Below are 26,965 nucleotides of genomic sequence, written 5' to 3'. Positions count from 1 at the left end.
AAAGCTTTTCAAAAGCATCACAAAACGATTGATACATCCCATACACTGGAGGGAAAAGTGCTCCCTCTCATAACAACCAAAATCTCAAAAGAATACGCGAAGGGGAATTTTTCACATGCAGCGTTTAAGACGCTCATCAACCACCACCCTACCTACTTAGGAGAGATTACATGTTAGAGCAAAATTATCTATATAAAGGAACCAAAACACTCAAAAATAAATATGGCATCAAAGACCCTAAAAAACTGTATCAACGCAGTACTCATGACGTCACTAAAGCAGCCGTCAATTTTCGCCATGAACCACCCCCACGAAAATTTGATGCTTCCTATCTAAAACTAATCCACTGGAGCCTCTTCTACAAAACTTTTGAATGGGCGGGCCACACTCGCGATACATCCTTTACATTTGAAGACGGCACCACTGCCCATATGCCGGCGATGCGTCCCAAAGGTTATGAAGTTCCTTTTGCTATCGGTCCACAGATTAAAAAAGAACTCACACAACTCGAAAAAACACTTAATGAAAAGAACAATTTAAAAGGTTTATCGCGCCAAGAATTTGCTGAAAGTGCCGCTGATGTTTTTATGGTGCTAGAGCACGCACATCCTTTTAGAAAAGGCAATGGGCGCGTAAATCGAATGTTTATGGAAAAACTTGGACAAGCCGCAGGACATACCATTGACTTTTCTTTCATCACAAAAGGACGCATGACAACAGCTTGTATTGAAGCCATGCAATATGGCAATTCCCAACCGATGAAAGATCTTTTTGAAGATATCACCCATCCACAAAAATCCCTTGTTTTAAAAGAATTCATCTCCCAAATGAGAAACGCTGGACTGGATGAAATTAACGATCGTGTTGTTGTTGCAGCAAAGGAAGATGTAACCTATGAAGGCGTCTTTAGAGGTTTTTCAGCAGAAGGTTTTGTCATGGAAGTAGAAGGGGCTTTCGTCGTCGGACACAAAGATGATCTCACCCCAGAACTCGTCAAAACATTACAAAACGGTGCCCGCCTCTGCTTTCAAAAAACCAACGTTCAAAGCTTAAAAGAAACACTGATCCCAAAAGAAACTTTAGCCCCTCTTACCCATGAAGAGTTATTTGAAAGGATTTCAAATGACGCTTATGTTGAAGGGAGCCGAAAAGAAATCGAAAATTTATCAAAGACTGTTTATGGTAAAACCCACACCTTAAAGACAACATTAGATATCATAACGGCAGCTCCAAACTTAGGAAATCAGTTTGCCGATGAAACTTTACAAAACCCTCAATCAATTTCTAAATTTGCTGGGAGTAAAATACTTGGCATGAAAAGTTCAAATCGCAGACAAGCCGAACAGGCTGTTCCACAACTCAGCCAAGCCCTTAAAAATTATGGCGCAATAACACAACAAACAAAAGATGCAATTCTAGAGCAACACCAAAGAGAACAAAATCGCCTGAACCACACTGTCGAAAAACCTGGAAAAAATTTACAAAACCTTTTTGCCTTACCAGAAGAACAACAAAGGGAAGCTTTATTCCATTCTCGTTCACTGCGACAAGAACTCCATACCTTTTCACGACAACTACACAATCGTCTATCCTCAGAAGATCGTAAAGCCATACAAGAAAAAGATTATACCAGACTAGCTTGCCTCCTTGGGACATCGGAAAGCAAAGCAAAAGAAATTGCGAATACTGTAAAGAACACCCAAGAAGCACAATGCCAAGCTCGCAGCTTGAAAGTTAGTCGTTCCTCATCGCTGGCTCTTACCGGCTAAAAACGCGTGAACTTTTGCCTTCCAACAGAACTCTTTATACCAATCATTTTATCTCCATTACGCCCACCAATTGTTTTAAAATGTTACAAAAGATAGTCCTAAAAATGAATCCTGTAATCTCCTATAACTTATTGATAATATTTCATAAAAAAACTGTATAAAAGACATAAATGTCCATTACATATCAATATGAATAGCGCGAAGTCTTTGGAGACCATTCAGTTTGATATTCTTCTTTTGTCCTAAAAAATATCAAAAAAGTGGGGAATGCGCCAAAGAGGTTTTCTAAAAATATTGAAAGGAAACAGCCATGAAAAAAAGTCACCCACAACAATATACACTTCAACAACCACCAAAAACGATCTATGCTCCCCAAAAGCCACTTGAACAACAAAATCTAGGAGCTTCTAATGTAGGAGACCTCTACGCAAAGGTTAATAAACCACCCAAAGAACAACGCAACCCACAACACTATACACTTCAACAACCAGCAGAAACGATCTATGCTCCCCAAAAGCCACTTGAACAACAAAATCTAGGAGCTTCTAATGTAGGAGACCTCTACGCAAAGGTTAACAAACCACCCAAAGAACAACGCAACCCACAACACTATACACTTCAACAACCAGCAGAAACGGTCTTTGCTCCCCAAAAGCCACTAGGAAATCCCTATGACAGACTTGGTGGAAGACCGAGTGATGGGCGACGCACCGACAGACTCGTAAACCCCTATTCAATAACGGATCTGGCGGCGCAAGGTTGGCAAACACCCTACGACACAGTTGGTGGAGGTGCACAGGGTGGACGACATCCCCAAGAACCAGAACATCTCTATGCAGAGCTTGACTTTAGTGAACGTGGTGAGCACTCTCCCCAAAGACCTCTCGAATCTGTCTATACAACGGTTGGCATGGGAGCTGAAGGTGGGCAAGAATCCCAACAACTAGAAAATCCCATCTATCAAGGCGTTGGAGGAAGAAAAATCTCCCCTCCCAGAACCCCAAAAGATGTGGTTACGACAAAGCTTTTACAAAACGTAGACTTTCAATATGGTGTAAGAGAAATCCAAGAGCGATGCAAAGTTGTTTATGGAAAAGAACATGCTTTGAATGGACCACTTGCGAAGATCCTTGACGATCCTCAAAATGCAGAACAAATCTTATGGGACCTTGCAGAAAATCCTCAAAGCGCTGGTAAGCTTGCAGGTCACAAAATACTTGGTGTAAAATCTCCAAGCCGCAGAGAAGCTGAAGATGAGTTTACCCACCTTTGCTCAGCTCTTGAGAGGCATATACATACGGCACAAAAGCTCCATAAACAGTTTACACGTGAACAGGAAAGAGAAAGAGGTCAAAAACAAGAAAATCCAGAAAGAGAAGCAGAACACAGACACCACCACCACCATCATCATCACGCAAGAGGACAAGAACAAAATAGTCCAGAGTACAGCCCACAACGACAAAGACATGGAGAAAAAGGAATGGCTTTTGCCATGTAAGTGGACATAAACATAAAAACAGATAGGTTTTTGTTTTTCATGTAATTTTTTTTCAGTGAGTTTCTTGGTGCAAATCATTTTATCGTGATTGCACCAAGAATTGTTTTAAAATATTACAAAAAATAGTCCTAAAAATGGATTCTGTAATTTATTATAACTTATTGATAATATTTCATAAAAAAACTGTATAAAAGACATAAATGTTCATTACATATCAATATGAATAGCGCAAAATCTTTGGAGGTCATTCGGTTGGATATCTTCCTTATATAAAAGTTATCAAAACTAAAAGTGGGGAATGCACCAAAGAGGTTTTCTAAAAATATTGAAAGGAAACATGTATGAAAAAACATCATCCAAGCCCTTCTGCAAATCCAGAAGCCCTCTATGCAAAAGTTAATAAACCAACCAGAGGAAACCAGCGCGGTCCAACCCCAGAAGAGGAAGTTCTATACGCATCAGTTAGCACCTCTTCCCCTCTTTCAAGAGACAGACATCATGCTCAAAGGAGTGAAGATCCTGAAACCGACTATACAACGGTTGCTTCTCCAAGACACGAAACTGATGTTCTATACGCATCAGTTAGCAGCGTTACCCCTTCTTCAAGAGGTAAACATCAAAGGACAGAAGATCCTGAAACCGACTATACAACGGTTGCTCCGCACCAAAGAGGAAGATCTTCATCTTCCCTCACAACGGAGCAAATAAGTGTCATGCTTTTAAAAAATCCACACGTCCAAGCACATGCAGAAGAGATCATGCATTGGGGTAAGATTGTTTATGGCAATGACAAGCTTTTCCAAGAACACTTGCAAGGAATACTTACAGATCCCAGTAAAGGAAAAGAGCTTTCAGATCGACTTGCTGAAAATCCTGAATCTATGCATAAGCTCGCTGGCCATTCCGCACTTGGCATAAAAAGTCAAGCACGCAAAGCAGCTGAAGACGGTTTTAAACCGCTCATTGATGCCATTGATGGTTATACAAAAGCTGTACAAGACGCAACAACAAGACTATCGCAAACCCCTATGGCAGAACAAAGACGTCGTCAAGAAAATTCTCAGCAAGTTGAGAGACACCATCATCATCGTCATCATCACGCAAGAGGACAAGAACAAAATAGTCCAGAGCACAGCCCTCAAAGACAAGGAGAAAGAGGAATGGCTTATGCCATGTAAGGGGCATAAACATAAAAACAGATAGGTTTTTGTTTTTCATGTAATCTTTTTTTCAGTGAGTTTCTTGGCGCAAATCGTTTCATCGCGATTGCGCCAAGAATTGTTTTATAATGTTACAAAAAATAGTCCTAAAAATGACGCCTGTAATTCACGATAACTATTGATAACTTATTGATAATATTTCACAAAAAAACTGTATAAAAGACACAAATGTCCATTAAGCTGATTGCAAATAGCGCAGATCTTTGGAAGCTCATTCAGCTCGATATTTCTTTTGTCTCAAAGCGATCCAAGCATAAAAGGCAAGAATGCACCAAAGAGGTTTTCTAAAACAATTTTTGAAAGGAAACATGCATGAAAAAAAAACACCCTCATCCTTTTCCATCCTCTTCAATACAAGAACTTATAAAGCTCTATGAACAAGCGGCGGCAGAGGTCTCAGGCGCTGCAGCCCCCCTTCCTAAAGAAACGCCTTCAAAAAGCAAAAGACTGTCATCCATACCGGAAGAAGATGAGGAAAGACAATCTCTTTTAAGCGAAGAAACTGTATATGCATCAACAAATCGAACAGCTTCGTTAACAAGAGGCGGCTCTACCAAAAGACCGCAAGAAGCTGAAACGACACACGCAACAATTCCTTCACAAGCAGCATTACAAAGGGCAACAAGAGTTCTCTCAGAGGAAGAGATCATTATATTGCTTCCACACCATTCATTGGTTCGAACCTATCAAGAAGAAATCCAACATTTATCCGCAAGTGCCTATGGTAACCCAAACATTTTGCAAGAAAAAATGCAGGAAATTCAAAGAGATCCCGCTGCAGGAGAGGAGCTCTCATGGCGCATGGCAGCCCATCCTGAAAGTATCGCTAAACTTTCCGGTACCAGCGCGCTGGGCTTCAAAAGTCGAGCACGTAGACAAGCGGAAGAGAGTTATTCCGCTCTCAGTGTCACCGTTGATTGTTATACAGAAGCCGTAAAACAGGCAAGAGAGAGCCTCTTACAATCTCCAGAGCAAGAACTCAAAAACTATGAACGCTTAATGGGGAAGGAAGCCGTCGCTAAACTTCTGCAAAAACCAGATCATCGCGAAAAAGAAACGCTTTCAGAGACAGAAATTTCTACCAAAATTCACCAACATTCAAAAGTCAGAAGACACCATGCCCAAATCAAATATTGGTGCACTGTTGTTTTTGGGAACGCAAACATTTTGCAATCACAAACAGAAGAGCTTTTCCAAAACCCTGAAACAATAGAACAGCTGGCACAGCAACTTGCCGGAAATCCTCAGTCTTTTAACAAATACATTGGTCGTAACTTTTGTGGCTTTAAAAATAAAGCACGCAGACATGCTGAAGCGGGTCTTTCTCACCTCATTGACGCCGCTGACAATTATGCAACAGCTGTAACACAAGTAAGAGAGAGCCTTTCAAAAACTCAGCAGACAAAACAAGGACACAATGAAGCATCTTCTGAGAGAGCGAAAATCTTGCATCAACAACAAAGCGTCTCACAGTCTGCTCAACGCGTTGAGCTTTCAACAGTAACGCATGAAGGAGCAACACCCTCTACGCAACAAAGAGAAACAGATATTCGTCCTCGCAAAACTGCCGCCCCAAAAGCGATGGCTTTTGCCAGCTAAACAGACATAAGTTTTCACGTTGAATCTAACGTCTTGGCGCAACACAGGAAAGAGGTGTTTGCGCCAAGAAAGAGAGAAAATTGAAACACAATTTATTTTTCCGTCCCTTAACCCAAACACTGGAGAAAACAATCTTTAGAGAATGATTATGATCTGAGCCAAGAGAGTCAAATCATGCAAAACCATTCAGTTTCATATCCTCTCTCATAAAAGCAAATGAAAAAGCATAAAACAGAATAAAAACCAACGTACATTTTTAAATAGTATTTAAAAACAATATTGGAAGAGTTTGAAAGGAACATGCATGAAAAAAAGAAATCCCTCCCCTTTTATCACCGAAATGATGGAAAAATTTCAACAACCGGCTGAACAATCCCCCACCAGAACCCCTCCTTCCCAAGTTTCTCAAAGTTTGCCAAAAGCAACTGTAGAAAAACGCCCAGAAAATTTATCCCCCCACCCAAAAGTTGCTCCACCACCTCCCCCACGTATGAAAAGCCCAATGCAAACCAGCACAATGCCTCCTAACGCCAAAAACCAAGAGACGCCTCCCCCACAAAAAAAAGCAGCCCCACAAAGACCCCCGCGTGCAAAAGAGAGGCAACAACATAAACCAACAGTTCAAGAGTCCCCCTCCCTACAGACAAAAGTGGCTCCGCCCCTTCCTCCACGCATGAGAGAAAAAACACAAACCGGCACAACAATCTCCAACTCAAAAAACCAAGAAAGCTCCTCCACGCACACAAAAGCAGCTCCACAAAAACCTCCGCGTGCAAAAGAGAGGCAACAACATAGACCAACAGTTCAAGAGTCCCCTTCCCCGCAAAAAAAAATGGCTCCGCCCCCGCCCCCACGTATGAGAGAAAAAACACAAGCCGACGCAAAAATCCAAAAGCATGAAACCCAAGAAAGCCCCTCCACGCGCATAAAAATGGCCCCACAAAGACCACCGCGTGCAAAAGATAGAGAACAAAACAAACCAACTGCTCAAGAATCCCCTTCTCTACAGACAAAAGTGGCTCCGCCCCTTCCCCCACGCATGAGAGAAAGAGCACAAAACGGCACAAAAATTCAAAATCCTGAAACACACGAACCAAGTGTTAGACCCAAAACATCATCACATATGAAAGTCAGGCAGCAAAGCAGTTCATCATCACAAGACAGTGGAACATATGCCGTCCCGCCTTCAAGAAAACCGCACCGTATGGAAAACAGAAAACAAAGCGATACTGTCGTCCCAAAAACTTCCTCTACACACACAGCAATTGAACAACCAAAACCGTCTCACGAACAAAAACCATCTATTAATACAATGGAAAGAGAGCTATTGCTCGTAGCATATCAAGAAGAAATACGATTTTTGAGCGAAAAGGTTTATGGCGACCGACTTATTTTAAATGAAAGAATAGAAGCAATCAAAGAAAACCCCGATATGGGAGAACAGCTCTTATGGGATGTTACAGAACGGCCTAAGTCTATTTCTAAGCTTGCTGGTAGAAAAGTTCTTGGCATAAAAAACCATGCGCGCAGAAAAGCTGAAGAAACTCTTCCCACCCTATGTGCTGCCATTAACGGTTATGTGTATACTTCAAAATATACAAAAAGTGAAAATATTTTACAAGGTTCTCACACGGAACAACAACATCAGCGACAAACACAAGAGGAAGAGCTAACAAATCAACATTTACAAAATCCGCTCAATTCAGAAAAGAAAATAAAGCCTCTCTCAAATGAGGAAATTGCCCGCAGAGTTCAAAAAGATCCATCGGTTCAATATGGTCAAAGAGAGATCCAATATTGGTGCCAAATTGTTTATAAGGATCCATTTATTTTGCAATATAGAATAGAAGATATGCACAAAATTCCAGAGATGGGAGAAGAGCTTGTATTTCAAATTGAAAAGGATTCTGCATCTGTTGCTCCACTTGCTGGTAAGCAAGTCCTTGGCATAAAAAATGGAGCACGCAAAGCCGCTGAAGAACATCTTCCTACTCTTTGTACCGTCATTAAGGAGTATGCTGAAACTGTAAAACAGTTAAAAGAAACCATTGTGCAAAACCATCAGGCAGAACAACAAAAACGTCATCAACCGCCTACCGATCTCGATAAAAAATTACAAAAGCAGCAAAGCTTATCGCAGCCTCCAAAGCTGCCTGAACGCTCAACAGCAAAGCGGCATAAAGAGGTTACAGCAACTTCTAGACAAGAAGACCAGCCGCATGTTCGACCGCGCAGAGCCGAAACATCAAAAGCAATGGCTTTGTCGTGATAAATCTCCTAATTGTTGGCTTTTTATCCAAAACTTTGGTGCAATTATCTTGCCAAGATTGCACCAAAGACGGTGTGTGAAATACAGAAAACTTTGAATAAGACACCCCATTATTTTACAGAATTCATTGATAAAATTTCACGATAATACTTCAAAATTATAAACTTTAACTTTGTTCCATGCGAATAAGGTCAATTTTTTCAATCATTCAAATAGGCATTCTTCTTTGAAGAAAACGCTATGAAAATAACATAAGGCAAAAAATGTAAACAAAGAAGATTTCAAAAAATAATGTTACCATTTGAAAGGAAATATGCATGAAAGAAAACACAGAACATTGTGCCTCCTTTACACAGGAAGAATTGCAAGAACAACACTCTGTAATTAATGCAGCCATTTCAAAGCAAATCAATGAAGAAGCGCAAAATTTTTTCTACCCCAATAGCAAAGTGCTTAAAAATAAATACCGCATCAAAGATAAAGAAATATTAAAAGAATGCTGTTCTAATGATGTAAAAAAAGAAATGATAAAACTGCACCAAGAACCTCTACCAGAGCAGTTTAATGCCTCTTATCTAAAATACCTTCATCAACGCCTCTTTTCCCGTACATTTGAATGGGCCGGACAAACACGCCAAGAGCCTTTTACATTTGAAGATGGCTCTGTTGCTTCTATGCCCATTTTGAAAAGAAAAGAATTTACAAAACCTTTTGCGATTGGCAGAAAAATACAAGAGGGACTAGAAAAGTTAGATAAAACGCTTGCTGAAAAGAATAATTTACAAGGCTTAACGCGCGAAGAATTCGTTGAACAAGCAGCTAGTATAATGATAGATTTGCACCACTTGCATCCTTTCAGAGAGGGTAATAGGCGCACAAAGAGACTGTTTGTTGAAAAACTCTCTCAAGCAGCAGGACATGAGCTAGACTTTTCTCTTGTGAGCAAAAAACGTAAAGACTTTGTCCGCGCCGCTGCCATGGAACATGGCAACCCAGAGCCTATGAAGCATCTGCTTGAAGATATCTCAAATCCAGAAAAATTGCTCCTCTTACGAGAATTCACCAACTCTATGAGAGAGCTTGGATTGGATGAAAAAAATTATTATCTCGCTGTCGTTGCAAAAGAAGGAGAAACCTATCATGGTACCTATAGAGGCAGTGGACCCAATGGCTTCATGCTTGATGCCAACGGGATTTTCATCTTGGGAAATAAAAAAGATCTCACCCCAGAGCAAATACAGACATTAAAAATCGGTGACGCCCTCTCCTTTACAGCACCAAAAATTCAAAACCCAGAAAAAACCCAGCAAAAAACATTGCTTCCAGAAGAAAAAGAAGAAAAAAGAGCCACTCTTAAAAACGATGAAATAACTGAAAAGAGCAAAGACAACGCATCCATTCAAACAAAGAAAAAGGGAAAATCCTATTTTTCACCATGGATTGCCCCTCATACTTTACATGACAGCGTTGAAGCTATGCCCAAAAGTTTGCAAGAACAAGAAAAAGAACAAATGGCACAACCAATTGCTCAATCTGCTTCCGCTATGAGGCAAATGCAAAAAGATTTTCAAAAAAACATTTTACAGAGCAGTAATACAGCGACAAATGATCCAATATCTGTCAAAATGACAAAGGAAACACGCTCTGATCATCAAGAAATAGAAAAACAGCCCCCCAAAAAAGCTATGGCATACTGGGATACTGGTACAAGAAAAACGAACACCGTCCCTCTCACCTTACAGGAGAAATTATCATCACCGCCTGAAACCGAAGAAAATAAGACAATGTACCGTAATTTCTTTTGCCCTAATAGTATCACCTTAAAAAATAAATATGGTATAAAAGACTATAAAAAATTAAAAGTGCAATGTGCCCATGATACAACAAAAGCAATCATTCATCTACGCCAAGAAGCGCCACCGCAAAAACTAACTTCCACATATCTCCAATATATTCATCACACCCTATTTAAAAATACTTTTGAATGGGCCGGACAAACACGCGAAAAACCATTTACATTTGAAGATGGTACCGTTGCTTATATGCCAATGATGAAAAAAGCTGGTATTTCTTTTGCCTCAGCAAAACAGATACAAGAGAGACTAGAAAATTTAGATAAAATACTTGCTGAAACGAATAGTTTAAAAGGCTTAACCCGCGAAACATTTGTTGAACATGTCACTGAAATGTTGATACAGCTCAACTATACACATCCTTTCAGAGAAGGCAATGGACGCACGCAACGAATGTTTTTTGAAAAACTTGGGCAAGTTGCTGGCCACACACTCGACTTTTCTCTTGTAACAGAAAAACGTATGAATCTTGCCAGCATTGCATCGCTAAAACATAACGATAAAGAAGAAATGAAACATCTGCTTGAAGATATCTCAAATCCAGAAAAAATACTTATTTTAAAAGAATTCATGGACAGTATGAAACATATCGGGCTTGAGAGTATTCATCATCATCTTATTATAACAGCAAAAGAAGGTCATACCTATAAAGGCTTTTACAGAGGCAGTGGACCCAATGGCTTTATGCTTGATGCTAACGGAATTTTCATCTTGGGAAATAAAAAAGATCTCACCCCAGAGCAAATACAGACATTAAAAATCGGTGACGCCCTCTCCTTTACAGCACCAAAAATTCAAAACCAGCAAGAAGTGCTTATCCCCGCACAAACAATAGCCCCCCTTACCAACAATGAAATTGCCACAAGGATAAAAAACAACGCATCCATTCAAGCAAGAAGAAAAGAAATAGAAACTTTGTGCCAAATCATTTATGGCAATCGTCATATTTTGCGGGAAAAAATTGAGATGATCCATGAAAATCATACTGAAGGAGAACAACTCACCTATCAAATTACCACCTCTCCCCAATCGATTTCTAAGCTTTCTGGTAGCAATGTATTTGGCATAAAAAACAACGCGCGCGCCCATGCTGAAGAAAATATTTTGCCCCTCTGTAGAGCCATTGATCGTTATATCAATATTTCTAAACAAACAGAAAGAGACATTCTCCATACCCATCATGTAAAACAAAGGCGGTGTGAACAGTCGGTAGAAATGCCTAAGGCTTGGATGAAAAATCTCCTTTCCTTGTCAAAAGCACAACAGCAAGAAATGTTATCAAACTCTCCTGAATTAAGGGGGGAGATAAGGACTTATATCAAAAAAATCAATGAGCGCTTATCTTCAAACGAGCATGAAGTTATAAAAGAAAATAATCCTGAAAGACTTGCGAAGAGTCTTGGCACATCAACCATCAAAGCAAAAGAGATTATGGAAATAGTCAAGCAGATAAAAGAGATAGAACCGCATATACAACCCATGTATTTTTATAACCATAAATTCGATGAGCGCTTCGCACCAAACCAGTATCAATCTATCCAGCATCAATCTATAAAGAAAAACAATGAAAAAAAATGTTCCAACACCCTTGATAAAGAAGCAATTAAAGTGCAAAAAATGACACAAAACGTCAATCAGAGTCCCAAAAGACAAGAAAATATTCAACCTCACAAAACGGCGCACGCAAAAGCAATGACAATGAATATCTAAAAGGTTCATAAACTTTAACTTTTTCTCCCCCTCTGGTAAAAATGATAGCCTTTACCCCCCTGCCTTCATCGGCAAATCAATCGCACCTCAACGAGAATAGAAATCTGAACAGGAAAAATAAAAGGATCAATCATTTTTGAAAATGATAATGAATCACTTTCATTACCTGTTGTGCTAAAAACAGACAAAATGCTGTTGAAAGATCATATCTTCCTATCCTCTTGTTTATGTAATCTCTAAAACGGGAGGGCAGACAAATTTTGGGAGAACATAAAGTCGTAAAAGTAAAAACCAATCACCAGCTTTACCATCACCTTTTAGCTCAGCCTTACGACTTTTTAAAACATCTAAAGCGCTGTTTTTTTTAATAATGAATAAATAATGGAAATTGCGTATTGCTCCACGCTTTTATTTTATTTGCGTTCTTTAATAGGGTCACACCCCTCACATAAAACAGAACGGTATTGGGTTGCACTATTCACGACATCACCCATAGAGAGAAATTATCATTATATATCCCTTCAAACTGTTATGATATCACTCGCATATTTCAGTTTGAAAAAGAAATTTTAATTATTTTATGGCAACAATAAAAATTTTAATACAACGGTAAACAAGGAGCATAAAAAAGTCTTCAAGCACCATTGTTGACAGAAAGATAAACACCGTCGTAAAACGCTTTCAAAAAGTATCCTTGATTAGGATAGAGATCAGATTTTTACGATTTAAAACGCTTTATTTCTCCTGTCATCGCTTCTCTTTTACAACAAAGCTGATATATCTTTATGACATTGATTAAAAAAATTGCAACAGTTGCTTCCGGAACCCTCATGAGCCGTATTTTTGGCTTCGTACGCGAAATGCTTATGGCAGCAGCCCTAGGGACAGGTCCTGTTTCTGATGCCTTTAACGCTGCTTTTCGTTTTCCCAACACATTTCGTCGTTTTTTTGCTGAAGGTGCCTTTAACGCTGCTTTCATTCCTCTTTTTGCAAAAAAAATCACTGAAGAAGGTCACGAAACGGCATGCAAATTTGCAGAAGAAGTCTTTGGTGTTCTCTTTTCGCTGCTCTTACTGTTAACGATTGCGATGGAACTGAGTATGCCTTTTTTGGTACGAACCATTATTGCCCCAGGTTTTACCGAAGATGCAACAAAATTTAACGCTACAATTCACTTTACTGCAATCATGTTTCCCTATTTAACCTGCATGTCGCTTGCTGCCATGATGGGGGGTATGCTTAATGCGCTGCGACGCTATTTTATTGCCGCCATTGCCCCACTCTTTTTAAACATTATTCTGATTGGTGTGCTTGCCTATGCTTGGATCTATAAACTTGACGCTTGGCATATCGGCTTAAATCTCTCTTGGGGTGTATTGGCAGCAGGGCTTCTTCAACTCACCTTAATTGCCCTTGCTTTGCGTCAAAGTGGAATGAAAATTTCCTTCCGCCAGCCCCATTTAAGTCCTAATGTTCGTAAGCTATTAACTTTAGCATTCCCCGCAGCCATCACAGGTGGCATCACGCAAATTAATTTGCTTATTAATACCAACATTGCTTCTAGTCAATCGGGTGCTGTCTCTTCTTTGATGTATGCTGATCGTCTTTATCAATTGCCTTTAGGCGTAATTGCCATTGCCGTTGCAACCGTTCTTTTACCAGAGTTAACACGCGCTTTGCGGAGCAAAAAGCATAAAGAAACCCACCATTTACAAAATCGCTCTATTGAATTAACATTGTTGTTAACACTTCCAGCATCCATTGCTTTTTTGCTGCTCTCCACTCCCATTGTCAGTTTGCTCTTTGAACGAGGACAATTTACCAGTCAATCAACACACCATGTTGCACAATTACTAGAACTTTATGGATTAGGACTTCCAGCTTTTGTTCTTATTAAGGTCTTTATTCCTAATTTTTTTGCCCATGAAGATACCAAAACACCGATGATTTTTACAGGTATTTGCGTTTTCATCAATATCAGTCTCGCCTTAACATTATTTCCTATTCTATCTGCACGAGGCATTGTTATTGCTGAAATTACCTCTGGATGGGCCAACACCCTTTTGCTGTGGAGTGTCCTTATCAAACGCGGTTATTGGAAATACGACTTCCAACTGATAAAGCGAATATTATGTCTCATGATGGCAACTCTTTTGAGTGCACTAGCCCTCTATTACGGATTGAATGTGTTTGGTTTTTTGTCTTTTCCTTTATCCTCACAAGCATCATTTTTCTTGCGCGCGATCACCTTAGCTGGGATCATGATTGGCATATTTTTGATCTATTTTAGTGCCTATTTTTTATTCAACACCCGTTCCTTTTTTCACACGCTTAAAAATTTGAAAAAACGCTCATAATATCTATACTTTGTCAAAAACAATAAAATGAATAACCTTAATTGAAGAAAGAGCACTCCTATGGATACCTTCACACCACTTGTCTTTTCCGGCGTACAACCGAGTGGTCATTTACATCTTGGCAATTATCTTGGAGCCATTCAGCGTTGGGTTGAACTGCAAAACTCTCATCACTGCCTCTATTGTGTTGTGGATATGCATGCGCTCACAGTCAACCCAGATCCCCTTACTTTACGCGAATCCACCAGAACAGTGACAGCAGCTTTTTTAGCCGCCGGTATTGATCCTCAAAAACACATTATTTTTAACCAATCACGTGTTTTTCAACATGCTGAACTCGCCTGGATTTTTAATTGTGTTGCCCGTATCGGCTGGCTTCAACGCATGACACAATTTAAAGATAAAGCGGGAAAAGATCGCGAAAAAGCATCCATCGGGCTTTTTGCCTATCCCACTTTGATGGCTGCTGATATTTTAGTCTATCGTGCAACGCATGTTCCAGTAGGCGAAGATCAAAAACAGCATGTTGAACTCACACGCGATATTGCACAAAAATTTAACAACGACTATGCACAGCGTATTGCCGAATTAAATTTTGGCATCTCTATGCAAACAGATGAAGAAAAAAGACAAGGCTTTTTTCCTCTTCCAGAAGCACTGATTGGAACAACAGCCACACGCGTTATGTCTTTGCGCGATGGGACGAAAAAAATGTCAAAATCAGATCCTTCAGATTTTTCACGCATTAATTTGACCGATGACGCTGATCTTATCGCAAAAAAAATACGCAAAGCCAAAACGGATTCGGCTCCACTTCCCGATACCCTTGCCGCTTTAAAAGAACGACCAGAAGTAGATAACCTGCTTGGTATTTATGCCGCCTTTGCCAAAGTTAGCAAAGAAAAGATTCTTTTAGAATTTTCTGGTCAACAATTTTCGCATTTTAAAACAGCTCTAGCCGACCTTGTTGTCCATAAGCTTGCCCCTATAACAGAAGAATTACGTCGCCTTCATCAAGAAAGCGGTTATATCGACTCTGTTTTGCATGATGGCGCTAAACGTGCTAGTATGCTCGCAGAAGAAAATATGAAAAAAATTCGTGAAATTATTGGATTTTTGCAAGATACATAAAAATAATAAAACTAAAAACTGTAGAGAGCAAAAAAATCGTTTGTACAAAATAGAGAAAGTGCATGATTTCCAAACCCCAAAATCCGAAAAAAGAACCAAAGAAAAAAAACTTAGTTATTATCGATGAAACACCAGAGTGTCGGCGTGCCGTTGCGTTTGCCGCACAGCATGCCCAAAATACCAGTAGAACATTGGTATTACTTTGTGTCGTTGATAGTGTAGAATTTCAACATTTTCTGGGTGTAAACAACGTTATGCGTACAGAATCAAAGCAAAGTGCTCATAAAATATTAGGAGACATTGCCAGTGAAGTCCGCACCACCCATGCGCTTGAAACAGAAATAGTAGTGCGTGAAGGAAAAAAAATTGATGAGATTTCTAAACTGATCGACGAAGATAAAAGGATTGCACTGATTGTTTTAGCAGCCAGTGGACATACAGAAGGACCAGGACCCCTTGTTCAATTAATCGGGAATAAAGGAACAGCTTTTTCAATCCCTGTCATTGTTATTCCTAGCAATCTTGCCGATGAAGATATTAGATCTATTGCCTAAAAAATATAATATTCTACAATGTAAGATCTTCCCAATCCTTCATTATAAAAGGAGAATCTATGTTTATTCAAACTGAAACCACCCCAAACCCTGCAACACTTAAATTCTTGCCAGGACGCGTGGTTCTTTCTGAGGGCGTATTAGAATTTCGTGACCGTGAAGAAGCAGCTAAAAACTCACCTTTAGCGGCTAAACTGTTTAATATTCCCAATATCAATGGTGTCTTTTTAGGTTATGATTTTATCACCGTAAGCAAAAAAGAAGGGGAATGGCAACATCTTAAGCCCGTCATTTTAGGCACAATTATGGAACATTTTCTATCCAATGAGCCAGTGATCACCACCAACGCCACAACACAAGCACAAACCCATGCCCTTAACGAAGAATTTTATGACGAAAAAGATGCTGATATTGTCTTAACCATTAAAGAGCTCCTTGAAACACGTATCCGCCCCGCAGTTGCCAACGATGGTGGAGACATTACTTTTCGTGGATTTGAAAATGGTATTGTTTATCTCAATATGCGCGGCTCCTGCGCTGGATGTCCCTCTTCAACGGCAACCCTCAAACATGGTATTGAAAATCTTTTACGCCATTTTATCCCTGAAGTTTTAGGCGTTGAAGCCATGCCACAATAAATATTGACCTCAATAGGTAAAATAACCACACCGATTGCCCCTCTTCAACAGCGCTCAAACATGGAATGTAAAGATCTTACGTCATTTTATTCCTGAAATTTTAGAAGTAAGCTATGCAGCCATAAAAATAGAGTACTATTAAAAAAATCTGTCCAATAATGATACCTTCACTCACCTTTCACCTCCACATATGCCTTAAAAAGATTTCAAAGCCCCCTTTAAGAAGCATAAGTTATTTCAACAAACCAATCCGTACACAGAAGTACAATGCATGGGTGTGCACTTTAAATTTATTTTATCTCATAATCTTGTCATGCAATTTTAACGAGGAAAACACGACCTCGTTACAAAAAAAGAAAACCCAAAAAAGAAAACATTGTACGATAGAGTGCTCATTTGCTCTATCTTTCTCAGTGCTTCCAACGACAAATCACGCAAAATACTTCTTGTAGCAAGCCGGTACCATCATCATATCTGCCAGCCCCTAATGATGCGACAGCTCTTTCATTAAGACGATTCATAAGAGTCATTTTTAATCCTTTCTTTCCTCATTTTTACCCACACGCCAGCCCCGCGTGTGGTGTGCAAGCAAGTGATTTTAATTGATTCAACATGGAACAGATTTGAAATGAGAGAATCCCACGTTATTCGGGGTTCTAATTCAATATGAATAACGCTAATTTATTATTATAAATCAATATGTTGTTTCAGCCACTCGACAAAGATCACATTTTGCAACTTGAATGAGAATTCTGACATTTTTCTTATTTCAATTCTGTTTTTATTGCATCAATCAAAATCGTCCGCTTACACAGCACAAACTGGATAATAACAAAAACTATTTTTAATAGCTCTTATGTACACTTTTATAAGAGACTGTTGCAGTACTAAGAGCTGGAAAATGCATGGCAATAAGACCTTATCAAGATCATAGCGTCCTTTTTCCATTCTTAAAATCAAGAATTTCGTCTATCATTTTCAATCTCATTTCCATAAATATGACGCAAAAGGTGTAACTACCCATAAAAAATAAATACATTGAAGCCAGATCTATTATGGTTGTTTGAGAAATTATCTGATAAAAAAATGAGAATATTTTTTCAATTCAGCAGAAATAAGTTTGTCTACTTTACGGCGTTGTTTTTCTCATAAAGCGCACACTTTTATTGTTGCTTATGAGTCAACATCCAGTCCCCTCATAACCCCATATTAAAAGAAAAGAAAGAGTCGCTATTTCTCTGCGATACATGGCTTTGCAATAAAGGAAAACATATTGCTCCTATCTGATTGGTGTAATCTATGAAACAAGAAAAGAAGCCCATTGGAGAAAAATATGCCCAATTAGAGAAGAATGTAAAAATAGAAAACCAACGAAATGCAAAAACAATTGCAAGAAGATAAATGCCTAAACTTTTTTCACAAACTCCGACTTTAAACTCATCTGACCGATCCCAGGAATTTTGCAATCGATATTATGATCCCCATCCACCAAGCGAATATTCTTTACCTTCGTCCCCCCTTTTAAAACAGATGAAGCGCCTTTTACTTTCAGATCTTTTATCACCATAACGGTATCTCCGTTTGTTAAAATCTGACCATTGGCATCATAAACAGTATTGGCAAGAACCGTATCATCGTTTTTTTGTGGCCATTCATGCGCGCATTCAGGACACACAAAATTTTCACCATCTTCATAAGTATAAAGACAATCACAACGAGGACATTTGGGATATTGGGTCATAAATTCCCCTTTTAAAAGAAAAATCATTCATTATGACTGGTCATAAAGCAAGAAGTGCTTATTGTCCATTATTTTAGAAAAATGTTTCCCTTTGTTTCAATCCTCATCTGCCAACTGTGTTCATGAATGCTATCATCACATACTATACACAAGTTTATAAAAATGATTGATCATTATACAACTCAAATAACCCCCTCGCATATCATAAAATTTACTCACTGCATTCTCTCTAATAAATTAATCAAAATCATTTTCTTATACATCACCAATGCAATTAACGAATGGATAACAAAACAATTAGAAAAGGAACATCTCTGAATAAAACGTTCTCAGAGAGCTAAAAACTATTGCAGCATTGAGAAACAAGAAAATGATGTCCCCAACTTAACCTTTTATTTAAGTAAAGATAACAGTCATAATATTAGATAATAGACTGATTTATAATCATAGTTAATGGTTTTGTATATTGAATGAGAGCCGATAAATAAGCTGAGATTCTCTCAACCCCTTTTACATTGAAACAACCAAAGCCTTTTGCATGTTACAAGTAGGAAAAGCCGTGTAAAACGATTATCCAAAATACTAAATACTCTCAAATATAAGAACCAACATTGAAAGCGGGCAAAGTGAATAATGGTGCCGTCTTACTCTCTCATAAGCGTAAAAATGGTGCTGCTCAATGGATGGATGGCCGGTTATCCCTTTCAAAGCAACACGCATAAGATGCGTTTTTAGTGTCTTGAGAGAGAAGATTCTTTAAAACAAACATATGAAATGTGCAACAATGATCGTATTTTGTTTTGTATGAGAAACATTCCCCTATTAAACAAAAATTGCTATCAAGCCATTGAGCAAACCCATTGGACATAAATGATCCGATTATGCTCGATTATAATTTCCTACAGCATTTAGTTTTAAGAATCCGGCAGTTTGAGGAATCCGATTGATATGTAAGGGAGGAAAAAACAAAGAGAGCTTGAAAATGGAAGATCTCCCTTATGCACATAAAATCACACCCCTAAAATCACATCCATGTGATCAATCATCATACCTTTACAAAAAAACATTCCAATGATCTTAGGTGATAATATCAGGACGATCTCGCCCCAATGCTTGTTGTATGTTTAACAGTTTTAGTGCCACCTGTTGCAAAGGTTTAAGAACGTCTTGCGGATTAAAATTGTGTTTGCGCGGATCACTTTCATACTGTTCAAAATAAAGTCGTAAAGTAGCACCTAGCGTCCCTGTTCCCGACAAACGAACCACCAACCGTGCTCCATTCTCGAAAAAAATACGTATACCTTGCCGCGTGCTAACGCTCTGATCAACGGGATCATGATATGTAAAATCATCTGCTTTTTTGACGAAAAATCCAGCAATTTCAGTTCCTGCATGTGGTAAGTGCGCACGCAAATACTCTATAATTTCCAAAGCTTTATCGGCTTCGACTTCTTCATAATCATGCCGTAACGTGTAAAAACGCCCATAGGTGAACCAATGCTGTTGAACAATCTGTGCGACAGTTTTTTCTGTTACCGCTAAAAGATTTAACCAAAATAGGACAGCCCATAAACCATCTTTTTCGCGGATGTGATGAGAGCCCGTTCCAAAGCTTTCTTCACCACAAAAGGTTACTTTCCCCGCATCCAAAAGGGTTCCAAAAAACTTCCATCCCGTTGGCGTTTCAAAAAAATTTAATCCGTGTTTTTCCGCAACCAGATCAGCAGCACGCCCCGTTGGCATAGAACGCGCTATCCCCACAACACCTTTTCGATATCCTTTAATAAGGTGTGCATGTTCAGCCATAATAGCCAAAGAATCCGAAGGCGAGACAAATTGTTGACGACCAATAATGAGGTTACGGTCTCCATCACCATCAGAGGCTGCGCCAAGATCTGGTCCTTGCTCTGACATCAATAAATCATAAAGATCCTTAGCATAAACCAAATTGGGATCTGGATGACCGCCTCCAAAATCTGGCAAAGGAATACCATTAACCACCGTCCCTTCAGAAAATCCTAAGCATTTTTCAAAAATTTCATGGGCATAAGGCCCTGTTACCGCATGCATGGCATCAAACCGTAAAGTAAGACCTCGAGCAACAGCCTTGGCAATACAGTCAAAATCAAAAAGCTCCTGCATCAAAGCAACATAATCAGCGACAGGATTAATAATATCAATCCGCATGGCTCCCATAAAGATCGTACCTTGCCTATCTAAATCAATATCTGGTGCTTCAAGAATTTTATAAAAAGAAAGACGTTGCGATGTTGCAAAAATAGCATCACATAAAGAATTAGGAGCGGGTCCCCCATTGGAAATATTATATTTAATACCACAATCTCCTTCTGGACCACCAGGATTATGGCTTGCAGAAAGAATAAGTCCACCATGGGCATGAGTTTTACGAATAAGATGCGAAACAGCAGGTGTAGAAAGAATACCGCCCCTTCCCATTTTAACACAAGAGACACCATGCGCCGCTGCCATCTTCAACACAATCTGAAGGATAGTACGATTAAAAGTGCGCCCATCCCCCCCCAGAATCAACATTTTTCCTTCAAGAGGTCCAATATTATCAAAAAGAGATTGTATAAAGTTTTCTACATAATGGGGTTGTTGAAAAACAGACACTTTTTTGCGCAAACCAGACGTTCCCGGTTTTTGCCCCTCAAAAGCCGTGGTTAAAACTGTCTTTATGGTCATATCAATACCTTTATATTCTTTCCTATAATTTTAAGGTGAAGAGTATCCAAAGTCGACCATTAATTCTACTTGACGGAAGTGTGAAATATTTGCACACTCGTTAGAAGTAAGAATTTTTAAAGAAGCCCTTTTATTTAAAACGCTTTTTACCATATGTTTTTAAATACAAAGGCTGTTTTAAAACAAAATTTTCGTAAAAGAATACAGGAGCATCATGATGATGAAAAAAACAGTTCCCAATGTAACATTCCACACACGCGTACGCGATGAATCAGTGGCTGGAGACAATCCTTATCGGTGGCAAGAAGTTAACAGCGATGCTTACTTTAAAGGAAAGCGTGTTATTCTTTTTTCTCTTCCTGGAGCTTTTACCCCTACTTGCTCAACCTTTCAGCTGCCTGATTTTGAAAAGCTCTATGATGAATTTAAACAAGCGGGTATTGATGAAATTTATTGCCTTTCCGTCAATGATGCTTTTGTCATGAATGCTTGGGGAAAAGCACAAAATATCAAAAACGTGAAGTTAATTCCCGATGGCTCTGGTGAATTCACACGCAAAATGGGTATGCTGGTTGCAAAAGACAATGTTGGGTTCGGCATGCGATCATGGCGCTATGCAGCTGTTATTAATGATGGTGTGGTTGAACAATGGTTCGAAGAAGCAGGTTTTTCAGATAATTGTGCAACAGATCCTTATGAAGTTTCTTCACCACAACATGTTTTAAAAGCCTTGAAAAGCTAATTCCCCCAATCGTCTATTTAAACAAAATTTTACGACACAAATTTTCTGAGGAGGAAGATTTGTGTCGTTGACTTTTTACAACATCTATTCGTGAAAACAAACACGATAAGTTGATTGTACGCCTTCTGTGAGAAAAGATTACAGCAATAATTTTTTCAATAAATATTTTATGTTTTAACTGCTTTGAAAAAGTTTGAAAAATTGCTGATGAAAAATCTGGACCCGTTGTGGGGCTAAAAAATCAAAGAGTTAAAAGCTGTTGCACGCTATCAAAAAATGGGGATGCAATTGCCAAATGCGCAAATTCATGCAAAACTCTCTCAGAAACATCAAGGACTAACGTATTGATGAAATATGCAAGATCAATGCTAAATTTCTCATACTGAGAAAAACTTTATATCGAACAATACTTTAATTTATAAAGATAATTTATAATTTTGCATATTGAATGAGAGGAGCCGAATATCATAAGATTGTTTTATTTTATCCCTTCTTATATTGAATCCCTTAAAACTATTTTCTTGCTCATTAGCAAGTGGGATTGGCATATGAATAAACGATTAAAAAGAGTAAAAATACCTCTCGTAAACGCGCCAAAATACAAGAGCTATGAACATCATTACTGCAAAGTTCACAAAAGTACCAAGAAAGAAAATACAGATCAAACATTTGTTTGAAGAGGTGCACAGTTCAAATTAACTTATGTCTCATAAAAAGAAGAAAATATGGCATAAAAACCGCTCTGCATAAAGAACCATTCATGGAGAATATTAAATCAAAACAGATCCCGCAAACATTCCAATTCACATACCCTAAACAGACTCATTGCTGTTCTCATAGCCATTTATTCTAAGCCTTTATTTTTCTCTAAGAGAAAAACGATTAAAGGAGTTGTTTATTCGGGTATTCTACCGTAAAGTGTGCTTCTATCTCTTCCTCTTCATCGAACTCAAAATCTTCATCACATTCAGGAAGACCAAAAATATCTGGATTGATGAAATAACAATCTTTTTTTGTCCCCTTCGCTACAATTTTATTTGTTTCTAATTCTTTGATACCTTCTTTAAAACTTTCAAAATTAAGATATTCTGGTTCTTGAATTGAAAGATCGCAAGTCAAAAATTCTTCAAGAATATCATGATCCAATGTTATCTGATCAAACCATAAATCCACATCATCCCCCTCATCTAACATTTTCCCTACCTGCCACAACATCACAAAAAATGCTTTCATACCACTAAATGATAACCCAAAAATCATACGCCGACACGACGAGGCGCCTGAAAAGGTAATTTGCGGAAGATCTTCAAATCCGAAATTTGAAGGAGGAAGTTTAAATGATTTTCCAATATTCTCAGGTCTTTCAAGAATAAAGGGATTTCGTTCATAGAGCAGAGTAAAATCATATTGGACCATTTTCATTTCTCCGTTAAAGAATTGACTTTATGAAAAATGCATATTATCAGTAAGTTACCATTATGGCAGCTTACAATTCATCCAAACATGCTCCTGTAAAAAATTGTTCGATTTAAGTCATTCCATTGTTTTTTGAAGCTTAAAAAGTCTTTTAGGATAAAACGCTCTAGTTCTCCCTCCTTTTGCAATAAGGCTAGATTTTGTAATGTCCAAGAAGAGAACATCAAAGGATTTGATACTCATAGATGAGAATTCAAAGATGAAGCCAATATGAACTTGTCAATATTTTTATAAACTTTTGGGAAAGCGTTGCGTGAAACCTTTTAATTTTCTCAGAGTTTTTGTTCGTTACAATTTTTTTGCTCATTTTAACGCATTATCATCGCATCCTCAGAAGGGCACGTTTTATAGCAAATAGTGCTTATTTATCTCTTAAAAATCTCTCTTTTATGCCGCACGCACTTCAAAACCCCGCTTTTGAACGCGTGCACCAACACGTATAAACGAGCAAAGCACAAATTTTAAAAATTGAATTTCAAATTTCCAAAATATTTCGAACAATCACTTCGATAAAGACTTTTACCATTATCATTTTTGGGCGGCTAAAATATCCTGTACTGTTTTGACCAATTGATCTTCATCAACCGTCACTTGTGCTGGTCGACTTTCACGCCATGTTTGATTATCCTTAATTTCATGAGACAAACGCGCCCCTTCAATCAAATCTTTAATCTGTATTTTTCCGCTCTCACGTTCTTGTGAACCTTGGATAACCACACAAGGCGCTTGGCGTCGATCTGCATATTTCATCTGCGCTTTTATCCCCGATGCCCCCAAATAGAGCTCAGCACGAATTCCCGCACCACGCAACTGCATCACCATTTTTTGATAACCAGCAACCGCCTCTGGCTCTTTATCCATCATCAGCACCACAACCGGCCCTGTTGTCTCCTTCATAGGCAACTTTCCAAGATTTTGCAAAGCAGCGATCAAGCGCGAGACCCCGATTGAAAAACCTGTTGCTGGAATGTTTTCACCACGAAAGCGTGCCACCAATCCATCATAGCGCCCACCACCACCAACGGAGCCAAAAACAACTTTCTGCCCATCATCATTGAAAACATCAAAAAGCAACGTAGCCTCAAAAACAGGACCTGTATAATAATCCAGTCCACGCACCACCGATGGATCAATCTTGATACGATTCTGAAAGCCATTTGCGGCAAAAATTGCTTGCATTTCCTCAAGCTCACGAATTCCCTCACGCCCTTGAACATGATCACCAACCACTTCTTTAAGAGCCTCAAGCGTTTCTTCTGCTGTTTCAGCTCCAGCAGCAGTTAAGGTAAGAATACACTCAATCTCTTTATCCTTAAGCTCCGCCCCTTTTGTAAAGTCACCACTTTCATCCAAACGCCCTTTTCCCAAAAGCAGACACACCCCTTCAGAACCAAATTTATCCAGTTTATCAATTGCTCTTAAGACAGTTAAGCGCTTTTCAACCTGCTCATTTCCCCCCAAACCAATTTTCTCTAAAACGCAATCGAGAATTTTTCTGTTGTTCAGACGAATGGCATATTCATGATGCTGAAACCCTAGTTTTTCCAAACTATCAGCTGCCATCATACAAATTTCGGCATCAGCTGCTACCGTTGGTGTTCCAACAATATCCGCATCAAACTGCATAAATTGCCGAAACCGCCCTGGACCTGGTTTTTCATTGCGAAAAACAAAGCCAAGACGATAACTGCGATAAGGCTTTGGCAAAATTTCAAAATTCTCGGCAAAATAACGAGCAAGAGGCGCGGTAAGATCATAGCGCAAAGACATCCATTGCTCATCATCATCTTGTAGCGAAAAAACGCCCGCATTTGGACGATCTGAATCCGGTAAAAACTTACCCAGCACATCTGTATATTCAAAAATTGGAGTTTCTAGCGCTTCAAAACCGTAAAGTTCATAAACTTCACGAATTTGCGCAATCATTGTTTCAGTTGCATACAACTGTGCACTTGTACGATCAACAAACCCACGGGGTAAACGGGCTTTGGTTTTTTCTTGTTTTGATGACATGTTTTTCTCTAACAACAATATATATTCACCGATAACGTGTGTCTATCTTATAGAAACAAACGCTGCAATAACTTTATCAACTGGAAACTGGTAACAATATGCATAAGCTTTTGCTTTTAAAAGATGCAAACCTTTACCCTTAAGGCAATCTACTGAAAATATTTGTACTTTCAATAGGAACATAGCCTCCCGCTCAACATGAAATGCCCGCTTAACATTCAATGAAAAGACATCTGTGCTAGTTGAAAGAAACCACAAAGCAACTGTTGATTCTGGATAAATCGGAAACATCCCCCTCAAAAGCCCTCCCTCTCAAAATTCTTCAGATTTATTACAGATGCAAAAATCCTCAAGACATCAGTGTGCTTTGCGCTTGTTCTGCAAAATGATTGATAACATTTTTTAAATCAACAATATTTCGTCCAGCATCTGTAATAGAGCGTGATACAGAGGGAATAACATTCTGCCAAAGTCTTTGTGGAAATTGATTTGCTAATTGTGTCATTGTTCCACCTTGGGCGCCAATACCCGGAACGAGAAACAGACTATTGTTTAACTGCTCGATTGTGTCTTTTGATTCAGATCCTAATGTCGCTCCTATAACCGCACCTATGGGGCCAATATTATGATGGAGAACCGAAGACTGACTATTATAATCACAAATACACTGTGCAAGATGAAGAGAGAGTGTCTGATCACCAATAAGCGCATTTCGTATTTGTTTTCCCTCTGGATTAGAAGACTGAACAACCACAAAAACCCCTGCTCCTGTTTCTTCTGCAACCTTTATCAGAGGAATAAGAGCATCAAAACCCAAAAAAGGATTAACTGTCATGGCATCAGCTTTGAACGCACTGCTTAGACCCAGCCAAGCTTTACCATAGGCTTCAGCAGTAGAGCCAATATCCCCCCTCTTTGCATCCGCCAGAACCAATATGCCTTGTTCGTGTGCATTTTCAATCAGTTCTTTGAGAGCTTGAAGACCTTCCACACCATATAATTCAAAAAATGCGACTTGCGGCTTTATAATCCCTACTTTACCAACAACTGCTGTTAAGAGAATATCACAAAAATCTTTTAGACCTTTATAATCAAAGCTTAGTTTCCACGATTGCAAAACTTTATGGCTCGGATCAAAGCCAATACAAAGAGGTCCATAGATTTCACGATTTTTAAAAAAAGTTGAACGAAACATTTTATATCCTAACAAGGTCTCTTTTTAAACTTTTTGATACAATCAAAAAGAAAAGCATTTGTCAAAAGAATACAATAGCGAAAACACAAAGAAAGAGCTCTCTATACAAAATGTGCTTTTATTTATGAAACATAAAATATATTCCCATTCGTAACGCTTATCATATGTTTATCGACCAAGACGTTATCATGAGATAAAAATTCAAATTTATGAAAGAATATAAACAAAAAAGCATCCATATAATGACCTCATAAAGCCCTATAGGCGTACCTTGTCGTTTTCACCCCCTTTTTTATGATCAACAAAAACTCTCTATGAACGCGCTTTAAACAAAATTTTCAAAAGAAAATGTCCCACCATGATGATCTCGATCTTAACTTTAGATTTTTCCTATTCCTTTTTAGCTGCTCTATATCCCTTTTGGAACATAATTAGCAAAAAGGCATTGTATCTCCAGCATATTCAAGGAGATAAAACATGGAAACTCGCATTCC

At 38.7% G+C, this 26,965-nt stretch carries 17 protein-coding genes and 2 pseudogenes; 11 read left to right on the top strand and 8 right to left on the bottom strand.

What is annotated here, in order from left to right; genetic code table 11:
* The first annotated feature begins 170 nt into the window (after positions 1–170).
* From ACFILO_RS07220 to ACFILO_RS07195, 6 genes are all read left to right on the top strand, one after another.
* The gene (locus tag ACFILO_RS07220; RefSeq protein ID WP_375678065.1) at positions 171–1,769 is read left to right on the top strand and encodes a BID domain-containing T4SS effector; all 1,599 of its coding nucleotides are present in this window, start codon (positions 171–173) and stop codon (positions 1,767–1,769) included.
* A gap of 310 nt (positions 1,770–2,079) precedes the next feature.
* Positions 2,080–3,267 carry a BID domain-containing T4SS effector gene (locus ACFILO_RS07215; protein WP_375678064.1) on the top strand — a complete coding sequence of 396 codons (1,188 nt, stop codon included), beginning with the start codon at positions 2,080–2,082 and terminating at the stop codon, positions 3,265–3,267.
* 341 nt (positions 3,268–3,608) lie between these two features.
* The gene (locus ACFILO_RS07210; protein ID WP_375653243.1) at positions 3,609–4,445 is read left to right on the top strand and encodes a BID domain-containing T4SS effector; all 837 of its coding nucleotides are present in this window, start codon (positions 3,609–3,611) and stop codon (positions 4,443–4,445) included.
* A gap of 354 nt (positions 4,446–4,799) precedes the next feature.
* Entirely contained in the window at positions 4,800–6,086 is a 1,287-nt protein-coding gene (locus tag ACFILO_RS07205) for a BID domain-containing T4SS effector (RefSeq protein WP_375678063.1), read from the top strand.
* Between the two features lie 304 nt (positions 6,087–6,390).
* Entirely contained in the window at positions 6,391–8,355 is a 1,965-nt protein-coding gene (locus ACFILO_RS07200) for a BID domain-containing T4SS effector (RefSeq protein ID WP_375678062.1), read from the top strand.
* 317 nt (positions 8,356–8,672) lie between these two features.
* Positions 8,673–11,918 carry a BID domain-containing T4SS effector gene (locus tag ACFILO_RS07195; protein WP_375653262.1) on the top strand — a complete coding sequence of 1,082 codons (3,246 nt, stop codon included), beginning with the start codon at positions 8,673–8,675 and terminating at the stop codon, positions 11,916–11,918.
* 228 nt (positions 11,919–12,146) lie between these two features.
* On the opposite strand, the pseudogene ACFILO_RS07190 reads toward ACFILO_RS07195, so the two are convergent.
* Positions 12,147–12,391 (bottom strand): annotated as a pseudogene (locus ACFILO_RS07190) (integrase); the annotation flags it as partial.
* Between the two features lie 312 nt (positions 12,392–12,703).
* On the opposite strand from ACFILO_RS07190, the gene murJ reads away from it, so the two are divergent.
* From murJ to ACFILO_RS07170, 4 genes are all read left to right on the top strand, one after another.
* Positions 12,704–14,275 carry a murein biosynthesis integral membrane protein MurJ gene (gene murJ / locus ACFILO_RS07185; protein ID WP_273790944.1) on the top strand — a complete coding sequence of 524 codons (1,572 nt, stop codon included), beginning with the start codon at positions 12,704–12,706 and terminating at the stop codon, positions 14,273–14,275.
* A gap of 60 nt (positions 14,276–14,335) precedes the next feature.
* Positions 14,336–15,406 carry a tryptophan--tRNA ligase gene (gene trpS, locus ACFILO_RS07180; RefSeq protein WP_375678061.1) on the top strand — a complete coding sequence of 357 codons (1,071 nt, stop codon included), beginning with the start codon at positions 14,336–14,338 and terminating at the stop codon, positions 15,404–15,406.
* Between the two features lie 62 nt (positions 15,407–15,468).
* On the top strand, positions 15,469–15,960 hold the full coding sequence (locus tag ACFILO_RS07175; protein WP_375612177.1) for a universal stress protein: 492 nt from the start codon (positions 15,469–15,471) through the stop codon (positions 15,958–15,960).
* Positions 15,961–16,019: 59 nt separating this feature from the next.
* Positions 16,020–16,598, top strand: coding sequence for a NifU family protein (locus ACFILO_RS07170; protein ID WP_375612176.1), 579 nt, complete (start codon positions 16,020–16,022; stop codon positions 16,596–16,598).
* Positions 16,599–17,047: 449 nt separating this feature from the next.
* On the opposite strand, the pseudogene ACFILO_RS07165 reads toward ACFILO_RS07170, so the two are convergent.
* From ACFILO_RS07165 to ACFILO_RS07155, 3 genes and pseudogenes are all read right to left on the bottom strand, one after another.
* Positions 17,048–17,128: pseudogene (locus ACFILO_RS07165) on the bottom strand (DUF4102 domain-containing protein); the annotation flags it as partial.
* An 875-nt stretch (positions 17,129–18,003) separates the two neighbouring features.
* Positions 18,004–18,339, bottom strand: coding sequence for a zinc ribbon domain-containing protein YjdM (locus ACFILO_RS07160; RefSeq protein WP_273790940.1), 336 nt, complete (start codon positions 18,337–18,339; stop codon positions 18,004–18,006).
* A 1,077-nt stretch (positions 18,340–19,416) separates the two neighbouring features.
* Positions 19,417–21,045 (bottom strand): alpha-D-glucose phosphate-specific phosphoglucomutase, encoded by a 1,629-nt coding sequence (locus tag ACFILO_RS07155; protein WP_375678060.1) that lies wholly within the window; start codon positions 21,043–21,045, stop codon positions 19,417–19,419.
* 217 nt (positions 21,046–21,262) lie between these two features.
* On the opposite strand from ACFILO_RS07155, the gene ACFILO_RS07150 reads away from it, so the two are divergent.
* Positions 21,263–21,787, top strand: a complete 525-nt coding sequence (locus tag ACFILO_RS07150; RefSeq protein WP_375613588.1) for a peroxiredoxin — start codon at positions 21,263–21,265, stop codon at positions 21,785–21,787.
* 882 nt (positions 21,788–22,669) lie between these two features.
* On the opposite strand, the gene ACFILO_RS07145 is transcribed toward ACFILO_RS07150, so the two are convergent.
* From ACFILO_RS07145 to pyrF, 4 genes are all read right to left on the bottom strand, one after another.
* The gene (locus tag ACFILO_RS07145) at positions 22,670–23,203 is read right to left on the bottom strand and encodes a replication protein (protein WP_375618298.1); all 534 of its coding nucleotides are present in this window, start codon (positions 23,201–23,203) and stop codon (positions 22,670–22,672) included.
* 588 nt (positions 23,204–23,791) lie between these two features.
* A complete protein-coding gene (gene hisS / locus ACFILO_RS07140) occupies positions 23,792–25,276 on the bottom strand; it encodes a histidine--tRNA ligase (RefSeq protein ID WP_375632472.1) in 1,485 nt (494 codons plus the stop codon).
* Positions 25,277–25,318: 42 nt separating this feature from the next.
* Complete coding sequence (locus ACFILO_RS07135) at positions 25,319–25,567, bottom strand: hypothetical protein (RefSeq protein ID WP_375632473.1); 249 nt, start codon at positions 25,565–25,567, stop codon at positions 25,319–25,321.
* 58 nt (positions 25,568–25,625) lie between these two features.
* Positions 25,626–26,471, bottom strand: coding sequence for an orotidine-5'-phosphate decarboxylase (gene pyrF / locus ACFILO_RS07130; protein ID WP_375632474.1), 846 nt, complete (start codon positions 26,469–26,471; stop codon positions 25,626–25,628).
* Positions 26,472–26,965 lie beyond the last annotated feature (494 nt).

Origin of the sequence: Bartonella sp. AP72JLCBS (assembly GCF_042195705.1) — a bacterium.
Taxonomy (GTDB): Bacteria; Pseudomonadota; Alphaproteobacteria; order Rhizobiales; family Rhizobiaceae; genus Bartonella.
This window is presented reverse-complemented; position numbering and strand designations above follow the sequence as displayed.

What these genes read in the sequence shown, in the direction of transcription:
- ACFILO_RS07220 (WP_375678065.1), top strand. Translation starts at nt 171, where the DNA reads ATGTTAGAGCAAAATTATCTATATAAAGGAACCAAAACACTCAAAAAT.
- ACFILO_RS07215 (WP_375678064.1), top strand. Translation starts at nt 2,080, where the DNA reads ATGAAAAAAAGTCACCCACAACAATATACACTTCAACAACCACCAAAA.
- ACFILO_RS07210 (WP_375653243.1), top strand. Translation starts at nt 3,609, where the DNA reads ATGAAAAAACATCATCCAAGCCCTTCTGCAAATCCAGAAGCCCTCTAT.
- ACFILO_RS07205 (WP_375678063.1), top strand. Translation starts at nt 4,800, where the DNA reads ATGAAAAAAAAACACCCTCATCCTTTTCCATCCTCTTCAATACAAGAA.
- ACFILO_RS07200 (WP_375678062.1), top strand. Translation starts at nt 6,391, where the DNA reads ATGAAAAAAAGAAATCCCTCCCCTTTTATCACCGAAATGATGGAAAAA.
- ACFILO_RS07195 (WP_375653262.1), top strand. Translation starts at nt 8,673, where the DNA reads ATGAAAGAAAACACAGAACATTGTGCCTCCTTTACACAGGAAGAATTG.
- murJ (WP_273790944.1), top strand. Translation starts at nt 12,704, where the DNA reads ATGACATTGATTAAAAAAATTGCAACAGTTGCTTCCGGAACCCTCATG.
- trpS (WP_375678061.1), top strand. Translation starts at nt 14,336, where the DNA reads ATGGATACCTTCACACCACTTGTCTTTTCCGGCGTACAACCGAGTGGT.
- ACFILO_RS07175 (WP_375612177.1), top strand. Translation starts at nt 15,469, where the DNA reads ATGATTTCCAAACCCCAAAATCCGAAAAAAGAACCAAAGAAAAAAAAC.
- ACFILO_RS07170 (WP_375612176.1), top strand. Translation starts at nt 16,020, where the DNA reads ATGTTTATTCAAACTGAAACCACCCCAAACCCTGCAACACTTAAATTC.
- ACFILO_RS07160 (WP_273790940.1), bottom strand. Translation starts at nt 18,339, where the DNA reads ATGACCCAATATCCCAAATGTCCTCGTTGTGATTGTCTTTATACTTAT.
- ACFILO_RS07155 (WP_375678060.1), bottom strand. Translation starts at nt 21,045, where the DNA reads ATGACCATAAAGACAGTTTTAACCACGGCTTTTGAGGGGCAAAAACCG.
- ACFILO_RS07150 (WP_375613588.1), top strand. Translation starts at nt 21,263, where the DNA reads ATGATGAAAAAAACAGTTCCCAATGTAACATTCCACACACGCGTACGC.
- ACFILO_RS07145 (WP_375618298.1), bottom strand. Translation starts at nt 23,203, where the DNA reads ATGGTCCAATATGATTTTACTCTGCTCTATGAACGAAATCCCTTTATT.
- hisS (WP_375632472.1), bottom strand. Translation starts at nt 25,276, where the DNA reads ATGTCATCAAAACAAGAAAAAACCAAAGCCCGTTTACCCCGTGGGTTT.
- ACFILO_RS07135 (WP_375632473.1), bottom strand. Translation starts at nt 25,567, where the DNA reads ATGTTTCCGATTTATCCAGAATCAACAGTTGCTTTGTGGTTTCTTTCA.
- pyrF (WP_375632474.1), bottom strand. Translation starts at nt 26,471, where the DNA reads ATGTTTCGTTCAACTTTTTTTAAAAATCGTGAAATCTATGGACCTCTT.